The organism is Rhodopseudomonas sp. G2_2311 (genome assembly GCF_047501505.1).
Lineage (GTDB): Bacteria > Pseudomonadota > Alphaproteobacteria > Rhizobiales > Xanthobacteraceae > Rhodopseudomonas > Rhodopseudomonas palustris_H.
Genome location: NZ_JAZDRK010000015.1, coordinates 1 through 12,668, shown reverse-complemented (window position 1 = coordinate 12,668; position 12,668 = coordinate 1). Strand labels below are relative to the sequence as shown.

The following is a 12,668-nucleotide window of genomic DNA, read 5'->3' as shown; positions in this document are numbered from 1 at the left end:
GAGTGATTGTATTGATTCGTGACGCGCCTCCGCGCTTTCATCGGCGGGCGGCGTCCGTGGTTGCTTTGCGTTCGATCGTTCCTGCAAGCCCGCGAGTCCGCTGTGATGACCAAGGCCGCTGCGACCATCAGTTCCGCGTCGGATGATCGCGCCCGGATCCGCGCCGAGTTCGACCGCTTCGTTGCCGCCCGTTCGCTGCAGCGGCCGAGCGACCTGATCCTGATCCAGCCGGCGCTGGTGCCGCAGAGCTATTTCGACGTCACCACCGCGCGCAGCGGCGGCTACTACAACTTTCCTCCAGTGGGCCTGCTGTATCTCGCCGCCGCCGCCCGCGCCGCCGATCCGGCGCTGGGCATCCACCTGATCGACATCAATCATCAATTGCTCAAGGCCGCGCATGGCGAGGCCTTCGACTACGGCCTTTGGCGCGATCTGGTGCGCGATGCGATCAAGGCCTGCGCCCATCCGCATGTCGGCGTGTCCTACATGTTCGGCACCACCAAGCCGTGCTTCACCGAAGTGATCGATCTGATCCGTAGCGAATTCCCGCAGGTGCCGATCCTGTGCGGCGGCGTGCAGGCGACGTTCGACTATCGGGAGATCCTGGCGAGCGGGCTGTGCGACATCGTCGCCCGCCACGAAGGCGAACAGCAACTGATCGGCTATCTCGGCGCGCTGGCCGGCAATCCGGATGCCGTTCCGGTCGGCATGGCATTCACCGAGGCCGGCGCCATCGTCGAGCTCGGCGCACCACCGCCGGACAATCCGGTGAACTGGGACGTCACCCCGTTCTACGGCGCGATCCGGATCGAGGAGTATCACCGCTATGGCGGGCTCGGCGCGTTCTCACGCTATGTCGGCGCCGACAAGCCGTTCGCCACGGTGCTGGCCGCACGCGGCTGCCGGGCCCGCTGCACCTTCTGCACGGTGCGCAACTTCAACGGCTTCGGGCTGCGGCAGCGCACGGTGCAGGACGTCATCGACGAGGTGAAGCACCTCGTCACCGATCACGGCATCCGCTCGATCGACTGGCTCGACGACGATCTGCTGTGGGACCGGGAGCGCGCGCTGGCGCTGTTCAGGGGCCTCGCCGAGCAGGTGCCGGGGCTGGAATGGACCGCCAGCAACGGCCTGATCGCGGTGGCGATCGACGACGAGGTGATGCAGGCGATGGTGGCGTCCGGCCTGCGCGCTTTCAAGATCGGCGTCGAATCCGGCAACGACGCGATGCTGAAGACGATCAAGAAACCGACCACCAAGCCGAAGCTGCGCGCTCGCGCCGAGCTGTTCGCCAAATATCCGGAGGTGTTCGTCTCGACTAATTTCATCATCGGCTTTCCCGACGAAACCTTCGGCCAGATGATGGATAGCTACGATCTGGCGGTCGAACTCGCCAGCGACTGGGCGAGCTTCTACATCTGCCAGCCGCTGAAGGGCACCGAGATGTTCTCGGCGTTCCAGTCGCTCGGCGACGCGCGCACCAAGGAAGAGCGCTACGACAAGACCATCAATCCGGGACGCTCCGCCGAGCGCGGCGAATTCGGCTACCGCTTCGCGCGCGACCGCGTGCTGCGAACCGGCTGGGAGATCTTCGAGATCGACCGCGCCAGCGTGCCGGATCTCGAACAGCAGAAGGAGATCTGGTTCAGCTTCAACCTGGTCGCCAACTTCCTCGACAATCCGAACTTCCGGCGCGGCGGCAATGCCGCCAAGCTGGCGCGCTGGATCGATGCGATCCACGACGGCTATCCGTACGACGCCTCGATGGCCGCGGCGCTGGCGCATGCTTATCACCTGCTCGGCGACGCGCAGCGCCATGCCCATCATCGCGCCGACTTCCTGCGGCTCACCGCAACCTCCGCCTATTGGCAGAACCGCGTCGCGCAATTCCCCGAGCTGCTGGCGCTGGCGCATGTCGAGCAGCCGCCGGGCTGGTTCGCGGGAACGATGCCGCGCGGTCTGACGCGGCCGCTGCCGCAGCCGCAGCGCCGACAGGTGCCGGCATGACCCTCGCCGGCAAGGCCGCGCTGGTCACCGGCGGCAGCAAAGGCATCGGGTTCGCGATCGCGCGGTCGCTGGCGCAGGCCGGCGCCGCGGTGATGATCTGCGCCCGCGACGAGGGCGAGATCGCCCAGGCGCTGCCGGCGCTGCGCGACGGCGTCGCCGGCCGGGTTCACGGCGTGGTGTGCGACGTTCGCGACGAAGCGGCGGTGCGCCAACTGGTCGACCACACCGTCACGGCGTTCGACGGCCTCGATTTCCTGGTTAACAACGCCGGGGTCGGCCTGCTCGGACCGGTCGAGACGTTTCCGCCCGAGCATTGGCGGCTCACCCTCGATACCAACCTCACCGGCGCGTTCTATTGCTGCCACTACGCGATCCCGGCGCTGAAAGCGCGCGGCGGCGGCGCCATCGTCAACATCGGCAGCCGCTCCAGCGTCAACGCCTATGGCGGCGGCGCGGCGTATTGCGCCTCGAAATTCGGCCTGCTCGGCTTGTCGGAATCACTGCTGCAAGAGCTGCACCCGTTCGGCATCCGCGTCAGTTGCGTGATGCCGGGCCGGGTCGCGACCGATTTCGCCGGCGAGCCGCCGCAGGACTGGCATCTGTCGGCCGACGACGTCGCGCAGGCGGTAATCGACGCGCTGTCGTTCGCGCCGCGCGCGCTGGCGAGCCGGATCGAGCTGCGGCCGGCGCGGCCGCCATCGCCGGCGCCGAGATGAACGAGCGCACCGCCCTGCCCCTGCACGGCCGCCGCGCGATGGTCACCGGCGCCGCCCAGGGCATCGGCCTCGCGATCGCCCGCACGCTGGCGCTGCAGGGCGCGCAGGTCATGCTGGTCAACCTCAAGCACGAGTCCGGCGAAGCGGCGGCACGCGCGATCAGGGACGCAGGCGGCGATGCGCGCTTCATCGTCGGCGACATGAGCGACGAGCCCGCGATCGCCGCAACGGTGGCGGCGAGCGCCGCCGCGAACGGCGGGCTCGATATCCTGGTCAACAACGCCGCGCCGACCCAGCGGGCGCGGCCGCCCTTCGCCGAGCAGAGCGCCGCACTGTGGGATGCAACCGAAGCGGTGATGCTGCGCGGCTACATGCTCACCGCGCAGGCGGCGCTGCCGCATCTGGCGCAAGCGCGCGGCGCGATCGTCAACCTGTCGTCGGTGTTGGCGCGCAGCGTCGCGCACGAGACTGCCGCCTATCACGTCGCCAAGGCCGGCGTCGAACAGCTCACCCGCTATCTCGCCTGGCATCTCGGCCGCAGCGGCGTGCGGGTCAATGCGGTGGCGCCCGGCGTGGTGGATCGCGATGTCGGCGCCAAGCTCAGCGACGATCCGGTCAATCGCGCGGTGCTCGAAGCCGCGGTGCCGCTCGGCCGCGCCGCTACCGGCGCCGAGATCGCCGAGGTGGTGGCCTTCCTGTGTTCGCCGGCGGCCGGCTACATCACCGGTCAAACGCTGGTGATCGACGGCGGCCTGTCGCTGGGCGAGCCGTTCGGCGTCGCCCGCGCCACCTTCCGCGCCGCGACCGGAGCCGCTTAATCAGGGCTCCGTCAGCCCGGCGTCCGCGCCACCGGGGCGCCCGCAGCGGTTTCGTACCAGCGCTTGGAGCGGTTGACGATCGCCACCACCGTCAGCATCACCGGCACCTCGATCAGCACGCCGACCACGGTGGCGAGCGCGGCTCCGGATTCGAAGCCGAACAGGCTGATCGCCGCGGCGACCGCGAGTTCGAAGAAGTTGCTGGCGCCGATCAGCGCCGACGGGCCGGCGACGCAGTGCTGCTCGCCGCTGAGCCGGTTGAGCAGATAGGCGAGCCCGGCGTTGAAATACACCTGGATCAGGATCGGCACCGCGAGCAGCGCGATCACCAGCGGCTGCCGGATGATCTGCTCGCCCTGGAAGCCGAACAGCAGCACCAGCGTCGCCAGCAGCGCCACCAGCGACAGCGGCTGGAACACGCCGAGCAGCCGCTGCAAGCTCGCCTCGCCGCCCGACGCCAGCGCCCAGCGGCGCAGGCCCTGCGCGATGATCACCGGCACCACGATGTACAGCACCACCGACAGCACCAGCGTGTCCCACGGCACGGTGATAGCCGACAGGCCGAGCAGAAGACCGACGATCGGCGCGAACGCGAACACCATGATGGTGTCGTTGAGCGCGACCTGACTCAGGGTGAAATGCGGCTCGCCCTTGGTCAGGTTCGACCACACGAACACCATCGCAGTGCACGGCGCCGCCGCCAGGATGATCAGGCCGGCGATGTAGGAGTTGATCTGGTCCGCCGGTAGATACGACCTGAACAGATAGCCGACAAACAGCCACGCCAGCGCCGCCATCGAGAACGGCTTCACCGCCCAGTTGATGAACAGTGTCACGCCGATGCCGCGCCAGTGCTCGCGCACCTGGCCCAAGGCGGCGAAGTCGATCCGCACCAGCATCGGAATGATCATCAGCCAGATCAGCGCCGCTACCGGCAGATTGACCTTGGCGATCTCCGCCGCCCCGATCACCTGAAACGCCCCCGGCATCAGATGCCCGAGCGCGATGCCGACGACGATACACAGCGCGACCCACAGGGTGAGGTAGCGTTCGAAGGTGGACATGGAATGATCTCTAACCCGTTCTCTGGACTCTTTTGTCGAATGATCTGTTGGCCGCTCCGCCCACCAAACTAACAAACGTCATCCCCGCGTAGGCGGGGATCCAGTATCCCAGAACGCCAGCTATCCAGCGCTTACGTCGCCGCGCGAACGCAACGGCGCTCTGGAATACTAGGTCGCCCGGTCGAGCCGGGCGATGACGGCGGTGCGGGTGGTAACGCTTGGCTTCATCTCCACCCCAAAGCACAACTACACCGCCGCCACGCGCCGGCCGCTGGCATCGGTCACCAGTTCGCCGTCTTCCTTGGTGAACTGGCCGCGCTGCGGCGGCAGCAGGTCGATGACCTGTTCGGACGGCCGGCACAGCCGCACGCCCTTCGGCGTCACCACCAGCGGCCGGTTGATCAGGATCGGATGCGCCATCACCGCCGCCATCAGATCCTCGTAGCTCAGTGCCGGATCGTCCAGCTTCAGTTCGTGATACGGCGTGCCCTTCTCGCGCAGCAACTGCCGCAGCGTCAGCCCGGCGCGGACAATCAACTGTTCGAGCATCGCCCGGCTCGGCGGGCACTTCAGATACTCGATGACGTGCGGCTCGATCCCAGCGTTGCGGATCAGGCCGAGGGTGTTGCGCGAGGTGCCGCAGTCGGGGTTGTGATAGATGACGACGTCCATCACGCCACCTCCGGCCGGCCGTGACTGGCGCCAGCGGACTGACCGATCTCGCGCAGCTTGGCGCCGAGCGCGACGCCGTCGAGCCGCTTGATCGGCAGCGCGGTGAAGGCGCCGATCCGGTTCTTCAGGAAGCGGAACGCCTGCACGAAGGCGCGCTCCTTTTCGAGATCGATGCCTTCGACCGCGGCGGGATCATCGATCCCCCAATGCGCGGTCATCGGCTGGCCGGGCCACACCGGACAGGCCTCGCCGGCGGCGTTGTCGCAGACGGTGAACACGAAATCCATCACCGGGGCGTCGGCGGCGGCGAACTCCTGCCAGCTCTTGGAGCGCAGCCCCTCGGTCGGGTAGTTGCCGTCCGCCAGCACTTTCAGCGCGAACGGATTGACCACGCCTTTCGGCTGGCTGCCGGCGGAGAAGGCGTTGAACCGGCCGCCGCCGTCCTTGCGCAGAATGCTCTCGGCCATGATCGAGCGGGCGGTGTTGCCGGTGCAGAGAAACAGCACGTTGAAGATGCGATCAGACATCGACAGTCTCTTTCGAAGGACAACAGGGGGTCAGGTCGGCGATCAGCGGGGCACAGATGTCGCTGCGGCCGTCGCAGCAATCCATCAGCATAAACAGCATTAGGGCTCGGAACCGCGCCAGATCGGCGCGGTACACGATCGAGCGGCTGTGCCGCTCCGAGGTCACCAGGCCGGCGCGGCTCAACACGCCGAGATGCACCGACATGGTGTTGGCCGGCACCCCCACCGCTTTGGCGAGATCGCCGGCGGCGACGCCATCCGGCTCGCACCGGACCAGCAGCCGGAACACCGCGAGGCGGGTTTCCTGCGACAGGGCCGACAGAGCATCGAGGGCTGCATTTGCTTCCATAATTCATGAATAATGGAAGTATCAGCACCGGTCAAGTCCTGTCTCCGCCGCCGCTCAGCTCGACAGCCAGGCCGCGATGCTCTCGGCCTTCGGCAGCCCGCCAGTATGCACCACCTTGCCGTCCACCACCACGCCCGGCGTCGAGGCGATGCCGAATTTGGCAATCTCGGCGTAGTCGGTGACCTTCTCCAACCGGATCGGCACGCCGAGGCGGTCAGCCTCGCCCTGCACCAGAGCGGCGGTTTCGATGCAGCGCTTGCAGCCCGAACCCAGCACCTTGACGTCCTTCATGACCTTCTCCTTCAGCCGAACAGGAAATTGAACAGATAGCCGACCGCCAGGATACCGAGGCCGACGACGGCGACGAACACGGCGATCAGCCGGACCGTCAGCACCTTGCGCAGGATGATCAGTTCCGGCGCCGACAGCGCGGTAACGCTCATCATGAACGCCAGGGTGGTGCCGAGCGCGGCCCCCTTGCCGAGCAGCGCCTCGACCACCGGGACGATCCCGGCGGCGTTGGAATACATCGGAATGCCGATCGCCACCGCGGCCGGCACCGACCACCACGCATCGCGCCCCATGATCCCGGCGAGCAGCCCTTCGGGCACCCAGCCATGAATGCCGGCGCCGATCGCGATGCCGGCGATGATCCACGGCCACACTCGACCGACGATGTCGCGCACCGCCTCGACCCCGGCGTCGATCCGGTCCGACACGCTGAGGCGCTCGGCTTCGAGCGGCGCCGCTTCAGTGCGCAGTGCCCGCACCCAGTCTTCCAGCCAGGCCTCGAGATGCAGCCGGCCGATCACCATGCCGGCGACGATCGCCACCGCGAGGCCGAGCAACAGATACAGCAGCGCCACCTTCCAGCCGAGCAGCGCCAGCAGCAGCCCGAGCGCGACCTCGTTGACCAGCGGCGCGGAGATCAGGAACGAGAACGTCACCCCGAGCGGCACGCCGGCGCTGACGAAGCCGATGAACAGCGGCACCGCAGAACACGAGCAGAACGGCGTCAGCACGCCGAGCCCGGCAGCGGCGACATTGCCGACGCCTTCGCGCCGCCCGGCGAGCAGCGCACGGGTGCGTTCAGGCGAGAAGAAGCTGCGCACCACGCCCATTGCGAACACGATCAGCGTCAGCAGCATCAGCACCTTGGGAGTGTCATAGATGAAGAACGCGAGCGCCCGCGCCGAACCGCCGGCCGGATCGAGCGGAAGCTGGCGCACGATCCATTCCGAAGCCGGCGACAGCACCGCGTACACCGCGCCCCATAGTGCCACGAGCAGGACGGTGACGATCAGTTTGGTCGTCATCAAGCGAGACTTGCCGGACAGTGCGGTGGTGGTCATGCGGCCCTCGCGCGCCGTTTGCGCCTGAAGGCGAGCGCGGCCTCGACCAGCGCCACCGCTTCGGGGGACAGATTCGGAGAGCGCCGGTAGCGCACCCACTGCGCGTCGCGCCGATCGATGACCAGACCGGCGCTGCGTAGCACCGCCATATGCCGAGACATCCGCGACTGCGTCGCGCCGAGCACGCGCATCAGTTCGCAGACGCAATGCTCCTCGCCGTCCCACAGCAGCCGCACCGCTGCGAGCCGGGTCGGATCGGAGAGCGCGTTGAGATAGCAGAGAGCTTCGGTGTCCATCGCAAACAAATGCGCTTATGCGCATAAGCGGTCAAGCACAAACAGCTTGACCAACAATTCGATGATTGTAGAATTATCGAAAATGAGATCGATGCCATGACCGACACCGTCGATATCGCCCGCTTCGCCGACATGCTCGCCGCGATGGGCACCGAGCCCAGGCTCCGCATCATGCGCACGCTGCTGTCGGCGCATCCGGACGGGCTGGTGGTCGGCGAGATCGGCGACGAACTCGGCATAGCTCCGTCGACGCTGTCGCATCATCTCGACAAGCTGAAGAACGAAGGCCTGGTGCAGTCCCGCCGCGAAGGCACCTTCCTGCGCTACACCGCCAACGCCGATGCGCTGCGCGAGCTGCTGGCCTTCCTCTATGCCGAATGCTGCACCCGCTCCCGCGCGGTGCGGGCCGAAGACGTCGTCTGCTGCCCAACGGAGAACCGCAATGCCCACTGACGTGCAAGACATGAAGGACATCGTCCGCGAGAAATACGCCGGCGCAGCGCTGAAGGTCGCCACCGGCGGCAGCGCCTCGTGCTGCGGGTCGTCGGCACTTCCCGGCGCCAGCCCGATCACCAGCAATCTCTACGACGCCGCGCAGGAACAGGGCCTGCCGGCCGAGGCGATGCTGGCCTCGCTCGGCTGCGGCAACCCGACCGCGCTGGCGCAGTTGTCGCCGGGTGAGACCGTGCTCGATCTCGGCTCCGGCGGCGGCATCGACGTGCTGCTGTCGGCGCGCCGGGTCGGCCCGACCGGCAAGGCCTACGGCCTCGACATGACCGACGAGATGCTGGCGCTGGCGCGCGATAACCAGCGCAAGGCCGGCGTCGACAACGTCGAATTCCTCAAGGGCGAGATCGAGGCGATCCCCCTGCCCGACGCTTCGGTCGACGTGATCATCTCGAACTGCGTCATCAACCTGTCGGGCGACAAGGACCGCGTGCTGCGCGAGGCGTTCCGGGTGCTGAAGCCGGGCGGCCGGTTCGCGGTGTCGGACGTGGTGACCCGCGGCGAGATTCCGGAAGCGCTGCGCCGCGACGTGCTGCTGTGGGTCGGCTGCCTCGCCGGCGCGCTCGACGAGAGCGACTACGTCGCCAGGCTGGCCGCCGCCGGCTTCGCGCAGATCTCGATCGAGCCGACCCGCGTCTACGAGATCGAGGACGCGCGCGAATTCCTCGCCGGCAAGGGCATCGACGTCGACGCCCTCGCCCCCAAGATGCAGGACAAGTTCTTCAGCGGATTCATTCGGGCCAGCAAGCCCGATGGAAACTCGCCCGCAGGATGTTGCACCTGAGCGCGGTGTCCTGGCGAAGTCATTGCGAGCCGGGATCACCCCGCCCGCCGGCGCGTCACCCCTTCTTCGCCAGCCGCTTCTCGACCTTCTTGCGCGCGTTGCCGACTTTCTTGACGGCCTTCTTCACCGCGGGCGCGGAGCGGCCGGTCTTCTTGGCTTCGTAGCGGACTTCGTAGTCCTGGCCGCCGGCGACGCGCGCCCGGTCCTGCTTGCGTCCGCGCGTCGTGGTCTTCTTGGTGGCTTTCTTCGCAGCCATGCTGGCCTCCTGATGTTGCCCCCGTGAGCAACGCATTCAGGAATCCCAGGTTCCGAAGACGCGGCGTCGTACCGAATGGAATCGAGCGTGGGATTGCCGCCCTCGTCACGGCCGGCATCGTTTCGGCCATCCACGCCTTGCTCGACAGGTCTCCAAAACGTGGATGCCCGCGACGAGCGCGGGCATGACGACGTTTGTGCTGCAAGAGACGAGTAACAGCGATGATTACAGGCTGTCGCCAAAGTCCTCGCGGAACTTCGCCACCAGCTTGTTCTGCCAATCGGTCACCGGCTTGAGCAGACCGTAGAAGAACCGCAGCACTTCCGGCTCCTCGACGAAGGTCAGGCCTTCGATCAGCTTGCGGTTGGCGTACAGCCAGGCAATGCGGTCGACGGCGTATTTCACCTGCGACAGCGTAAACACCCGGCGCGGCATCGCGAGGCGTACCAGCTCCATATTGGCGTAGATCTCGCTGCCGTCCGGCTCGCGCTGTTCGGACAGCGTGCCGCGCTCCATGCCGCGGATGCCGGAAGCGACGTACAGCGCCGCCGCCAGCGCGCCGGCCGGATATTGCGACTGCGGGATATGGTCGACGAAGCGCTTGGCGTCGATGTGGCAGCCGAGGCCGCCGGGCGGCGTGATCACCGGAACGCCGCGCTCGACCAGCTGGTCGACCATATAGGCGATGAACTGCGGCCCCTGGTTGATCATCTCCTCGTCCATGGTCTCTTCGAGGCCGACGGTGAGCGCTTCCATTTCGCGCACCGACATGCCGCCATAGGTGAGGAAGCCTTCATACAGCGGCACCAGCGGCCGCATCTTCTCATACAGCGCCCGGTCGCGGATACAGATGCCGCCGCCGCGGGCGCAGCCGAGCTTGCGCGCCGAGAAGTAGATGATGTCGCACAGGTCGGCGGTGCGGCGGGTGATCTCGCGGATCGACAGCGTCTTGCAGTGATCCTCGCGGGTCTTGTTGAAGTACAGATTGTCGGCGAGCAGGCTGGCGTCGAGCACCAGCGGAACGCCGTGCTCCTTACAGACGTTGCTGACGTCGGCGAGGTTCTGCAGCGACACCGGCTGGCCACCGATCAGGTTGGTGCCGCTCTCCATCCGGACGAAGCCGATATTGGCGGCGCCGACCTTCTCGATCACCGCCCGCAGCTTGGCGATGTCCATGTTGCCCTTGAACGGGTTGGCGCTGGTCACTTCGAGGCCGGCGTCGGTCACCAGTTCCTCCACCGTGCCGCCCTGCAACACGATGTGCGCCTTGGTGGTGGTGAAGTGATAGTTCATCGGCACGACTTTGCCGGGCGAGACGAACACCTTGGCGAGGATGTGCTCGCAGGCGCGGCCCTGATGGGTCGGCAGGAAGTAGTGCATGCCGAAGATGTCGCGGAGCTTGTCTTCGAGCCGGGTATAGGTGGCGCTGCCGGCGTAAGAGTCGTCGGCGGTCAGCATCGCGGCCTGCTGGCGGTCGCTCATCGCGTTGACGCCGGAATCCGTCAGCATGTCGAGGAAGACGTCGTCGTTCTTCAAGAGGAAGGTGTTGTTGCCCGCCTCGGTGATCTTCTCCAGCCGGCGTTCGACCGGCGGCAGGTTGAGTTTCTGCACGATCCGCACCTTGTGCATCTCGAGCGGCACCGCCTCGTTGCCAAAAAACTTCACTGTCGCCATGTCGTCAAACTCCCCCGACCCTTGCCCGCACCGCGCGGGGGCCTTGGCTTATCGGGCAGGCGGGCTTTCTCAATTGCGCTTGATCAAACGATCCGGCGCGCCGCCGGGAGCCCGCCAGGCGGACAGGCGAAACAAATCCCTACTGCGACGAAACCAAATCCATCGGTCGGCGAAAACGTCCGGAAACGGATGGTGGAGTACTGGTAGCGCCAACAAGTCGCCGAAAAGGCGTCGAGGCGAACGAACAGAGCACCCACAGGGGGACCCGACATGATCCGTTTTCCGCGCACCAGCCGTGCCGCCGCGGTCGCCATTGTCGCGATCGGGACCATTGCCATCGCCGCACCCGCGAATGCGGCGCAGACGCTGCCCTTCCCGTTCCTGCCTTTCCTGCCGCAGCCGGAAGCGATGCAGCCGCTGGCCTACGCACCTGTCGAACAGACCGCACCACAACCCCAAGTCGCGCCGCAAGAAGACGAGGACGGCACCGTCGCCGAGCTGCCCGCCCGGTTGAAGCGCCAGATCGTCGCCTATCAGACCCGCGAAGCCCCGGGCACCATCATCGTCGATACGCCCAACACCTATCTGTACTACGTGCTCGGCAGCGGGCGTGCGATCCGGTACGGTATCGGGGTCGGCCGTGATGGCTTCACCTGGTCAGGCGTCAAGGCGGTCGCCAGAAAGGCCGAGTGGCCGGATTGGACGCCGCCGCCGGAAATGATCGCCCGCCAACCCTATCTGCCGCGCCACATGGCCGGCGGCCCGGGCAACCCGCTCGGCGCCCGCGCGATGTATCTCGGCGGCACCGTGTATCGCATCCACGGCACCAACGCGCCGTCGACCATCGGCACCCACGTCTCCTCTGGCTGCATCCGGCTGACCAATGAGGACGTCAAGGATCTGTATTCGCGGGTCAACGTCGGCGCCAAGGTGATTGTGCTGCCCGACAACCGCCGCGCCGCCGATGCCGGCACCGGACGCCGCGGCTGAGTTCGCCCCGGCGGTCAACGATTAGTTAATTCAGAACGCGCGGTCTCTCCGGAGGCCGCGCGTTCTTGCGTCAGGCATCCCATCGCCGCTTACCGCGAGCGTTGTCAGCTAACCGTCAGCACGACGGAACTATCAGTTCTCCCGAGCGCGGCCTGTCTCGTTCTGTGCGCCGCGGCGAAGGGGGACTTGGATGGACAAGCCGATCGACTCCGCGGCCCTGGTATCGCGCCGGCGCCTGCTCGGCATCGCCGGCCTCACGCTGGCAGCGACCTGCACGGCCGCGACGACCGGCCGGGCGCAGCCGGCCGCCGGATGTTCGGCGGTGATCCCGCGGAAATCATCGCAGCAGGATGCCCGCTTCGTCGCGTCCGCGACTTCCGGGCGGCGCTGCGGCTCCTGCCGGTTCTATCAGGCGCCGGACCAGTGCCTGGTGGTCGAAGGGCCGGTCAGCGCGGATTCGGTGTGCAATCTGTGGGCACAGCGCGGTGGCGCACTGGGCTGCGAGCCCGACGGGCCGATCCGGCTGTAATTTCCGGCAACACTCCATCTGCGGCGTTGTTGCCGGCGATATCGCGGCGGTTCGCGGGTCTTTCCACGGCTTGGCGGCCCGCGGGGCTGGCGCGGCTGGCGCCCCCCGCCCCCGGGCTGTATTGTCC

At 67.1% G+C, this 12,668-nt stretch carries 16 protein-coding genes; 7 read left to right on the top strand and 9 right to left on the bottom strand.

What is annotated here, in order from left to right:
- The first annotated feature begins 105 nt into the window (after positions 1-105).
- From VRZ08_RS17985 to VRZ08_RS17975, 3 genes are read left to right on the top strand one after another with little or no spacing between them, the layout of a single operon-like run.
- A complete protein-coding gene (locus VRZ08_RS17985; RefSeq protein WP_414533392.1) occupies positions 106-2,007 on the top strand; it encodes a B12-binding domain-containing radical SAM protein in 1,902 nt (633 codons plus the stop codon).
- Positions 2,004-2,723 (top strand): SDR family oxidoreductase, encoded by a 720-nt coding sequence (locus tag VRZ08_RS17980; protein WP_414533391.1) that lies wholly within the window; start codon positions 2,004-2,006, stop codon positions 2,721-2,723. Before VRZ08_RS17985 ends, VRZ08_RS17980 begins: the two co-directional genes overlap by 4 nt.
- Entirely contained in the window at positions 2,720-3,541 is an 822-nt protein-coding gene (locus VRZ08_RS17975; RefSeq protein ID WP_414533390.1) for an SDR family NAD(P)-dependent oxidoreductase, read from the top strand. The genes VRZ08_RS17980 and VRZ08_RS17975 overlap by 4 nt, the downstream gene beginning before the upstream one ends.
- 11 nt (positions 3,542-3,552) lie before the next feature.
- Here VRZ08_RS17975 and arsB read toward each other — a convergent pair whose 3' ends face one another.
- The 7 genes from arsB to VRZ08_RS17940 form a co-directional block, all read right to left on the bottom strand.
- Positions 3,553-4,605 (bottom strand): ACR3 family arsenite efflux transporter, encoded by a 1,053-nt coding sequence (gene arsB / locus VRZ08_RS17970; protein WP_414533389.1) that lies wholly within the window; start codon positions 4,603-4,605, stop codon positions 3,553-3,555.
- A 246-nt stretch (positions 4,606-4,851) separates the two neighbouring features.
- Positions 4,852-5,277 carry an arsenate reductase (glutaredoxin) gene (gene arsC, locus VRZ08_RS17965; protein ID WP_414533388.1) on the bottom strand — a complete coding sequence of 142 codons (426 nt, stop codon included), beginning with the start codon at positions 5,275-5,277 and terminating at the stop codon, positions 4,852-4,854.
- Positions 5,277-5,804: an arsenate reductase ArsC gene (locus tag VRZ08_RS17960; RefSeq protein WP_013501557.1), complete on the bottom strand. Its 528-nt coding sequence runs from the start codon at positions 5,802-5,804 to the stop codon at positions 5,277-5,279. The genes arsC and VRZ08_RS17960 overlap by 1 nt, the downstream gene beginning before the upstream one ends.
- Complete coding sequence (locus VRZ08_RS17955) at positions 5,797-6,153, bottom strand: ArsR/SmtB family transcription factor (protein WP_013501556.1); 357 nt, start codon at positions 6,151-6,153, stop codon at positions 5,797-5,799. The genes VRZ08_RS17960 and VRZ08_RS17955 overlap by 8 nt, the downstream gene beginning before the upstream one ends.
- 54 nt (positions 6,154-6,207) lie before the next feature.
- Complete coding sequence (locus tag VRZ08_RS17950; RefSeq protein WP_414533387.1) at positions 6,208-6,444, bottom strand: thioredoxin family protein; 237 nt, start codon at positions 6,442-6,444, stop codon at positions 6,208-6,210.
- Positions 6,445-6,455: 11 nt separating this feature from the next.
- Positions 6,456-7,505 carry a permease gene (locus tag VRZ08_RS17945; RefSeq protein ID WP_346295195.1) on the bottom strand — a complete coding sequence of 350 codons (1,050 nt, stop codon included), beginning with the start codon at positions 7,503-7,505 and terminating at the stop codon, positions 6,456-6,458.
- Positions 7,502-7,801, bottom strand: coding sequence for an ArsR/SmtB family transcription factor (locus tag VRZ08_RS17940; protein ID WP_142883130.1), 300 nt, complete (start codon positions 7,799-7,801; stop codon positions 7,502-7,504). Before VRZ08_RS17940 ends, VRZ08_RS17945 begins: the two co-directional genes overlap by 4 nt.
- A gap of 96 nt (positions 7,802-7,897) precedes the next feature.
- Here VRZ08_RS17940 and VRZ08_RS17935 point away from each other — a divergent pair, with 96 nt between their 5' ends.
- Positions 7,898-8,254 (top strand): ArsR/SmtB family transcription factor, encoded by a 357-nt coding sequence (locus VRZ08_RS17935; protein ID WP_013501553.1) that lies wholly within the window; start codon positions 7,898-7,900, stop codon positions 8,252-8,254.
- Positions 8,244-9,092, top strand: a complete 849-nt coding sequence (locus VRZ08_RS17930; RefSeq protein WP_414533386.1) for an arsenite methyltransferase — start codon at positions 8,244-8,246, stop codon at positions 9,090-9,092. The genes VRZ08_RS17935 and VRZ08_RS17930 overlap by 11 nt, the downstream gene beginning before the upstream one ends.
- Before the next feature lie 55 nt (positions 9,093-9,147).
- Here the strand turns inward: VRZ08_RS17930 and VRZ08_RS17925 are convergent, their stop codons facing one another.
- Together VRZ08_RS17925 and VRZ08_RS17920 are read right to left on the bottom strand one after the other, a co-directional pair.
- Complete coding sequence (locus VRZ08_RS17925) at positions 9,148-9,348, bottom strand: DUF3606 domain-containing protein (RefSeq protein WP_263989135.1); 201 nt, start codon at positions 9,346-9,348, stop codon at positions 9,148-9,150.
- A 225-nt stretch (positions 9,349-9,573) separates the two neighbouring features.
- A complete protein-coding gene (locus VRZ08_RS17920) occupies positions 9,574-11,022 on the bottom strand; it encodes a tryptophanase (RefSeq protein ID WP_264052917.1) in 1,449 nt (482 codons plus the stop codon).
- Between the two features lie 270 nt (positions 11,023-11,292).
- Between VRZ08_RS17920 and VRZ08_RS17915 the strand changes: the two genes are divergently transcribed.
- Positions 11,293-12,012 carry a L,D-transpeptidase gene (locus tag VRZ08_RS17915; protein ID WP_263989137.1) on the top strand — a complete coding sequence of 240 codons (720 nt, stop codon included), beginning with the start codon at positions 11,293-11,295 and terminating at the stop codon, positions 12,010-12,012.
- A 190-nt stretch (positions 12,013-12,202) separates the two neighbouring features.
- Positions 12,203-12,541 (top strand): hypothetical protein, encoded by a 339-nt coding sequence (locus VRZ08_RS17910; RefSeq protein WP_414533385.1) that lies wholly within the window; start codon positions 12,203-12,205, stop codon positions 12,539-12,541.
- Positions 12,542-12,668 lie beyond the last annotated feature (127 nt).

Bases quoted from the DNA above. Each gene is read 5' to 3' on its own strand.
- VRZ08_RS17985 (WP_414533392.1), top strand. From the start codon at position 106: ATGACCAAGGCCGCTGCGACCATCAGTTCCGCGTCGGATGATCGCGCC.
- VRZ08_RS17980 (WP_414533391.1), top strand. From the start codon at position 2,004: ATGACCCTCGCCGGCAAGGCCGCGCTGGTCACCGGCGGCAGCAAAGGC.
- VRZ08_RS17975 (WP_414533390.1), top strand. From the start codon at position 2,720: ATGAACGAGCGCACCGCCCTGCCCCTGCACGGCCGCCGCGCGATGGTC.
- arsB (WP_414533389.1), bottom strand. From the start codon at position 4,605: ATGTCCACCTTCGAACGCTACCTCACCCTGTGGGTCGCGCTGTGTATC.
- arsC (WP_414533388.1), bottom strand. From the start codon at position 5,277: ATGGACGTCGTCATCTATCACAACCCCGACTGCGGCACCTCGCGCAAC.
- VRZ08_RS17960 (WP_013501557.1), bottom strand. From the start codon at position 5,804: ATGTCTGATCGCATCTTCAACGTGCTGTTTCTCTGCACCGGCAACACC.
- VRZ08_RS17955 (WP_013501556.1), bottom strand. From the start codon at position 6,153: ATGGAAGCAAATGCAGCCCTCGATGCTCTGTCGGCCCTGTCGCAGGAA.
- VRZ08_RS17950 (WP_414533387.1), bottom strand. From the start codon at position 6,444: ATGAAGGACGTCAAGGTGCTGGGTTCGGGCTGCAAGCGCTGCATCGAA.
- VRZ08_RS17945 (WP_346295195.1), bottom strand. From the start codon at position 7,505: ATGACCACCACCGCACTGTCCGGCAAGTCTCGCTTGATGACGACCAAA.
- VRZ08_RS17940 (WP_142883130.1), bottom strand. From the start codon at position 7,801: ATGGACACCGAAGCTCTCTGCTATCTCAACGCGCTCTCCGATCCGACC.
- VRZ08_RS17935 (WP_013501553.1), top strand. From the start codon at position 7,898: ATGACCGACACCGTCGATATCGCCCGCTTCGCCGACATGCTCGCCGCG.
- VRZ08_RS17930 (WP_414533386.1), top strand. From the start codon at position 8,244: ATGCCCACTGACGTGCAAGACATGAAGGACATCGTCCGCGAGAAATAC.
- VRZ08_RS17925 (WP_263989135.1), bottom strand. From the start codon at position 9,348: ATGGCTGCGAAGAAAGCCACCAAGAAGACCACGACGCGCGGACGCAAG.
- VRZ08_RS17920 (WP_264052917.1), bottom strand. From the start codon at position 11,022: ATGGCGACAGTGAAGTTTTTTGGCAACGAGGCGGTGCCGCTCGAGATG.
- VRZ08_RS17915 (WP_263989137.1), top strand. From the start codon at position 11,293: ATGATCCGTTTTCCGCGCACCAGCCGTGCCGCCGCGGTCGCCATTGTC.
- VRZ08_RS17910 (WP_414533385.1), top strand. From the start codon at position 12,203: ATGGACAAGCCGATCGACTCCGCGGCCCTGGTATCGCGCCGGCGCCTG.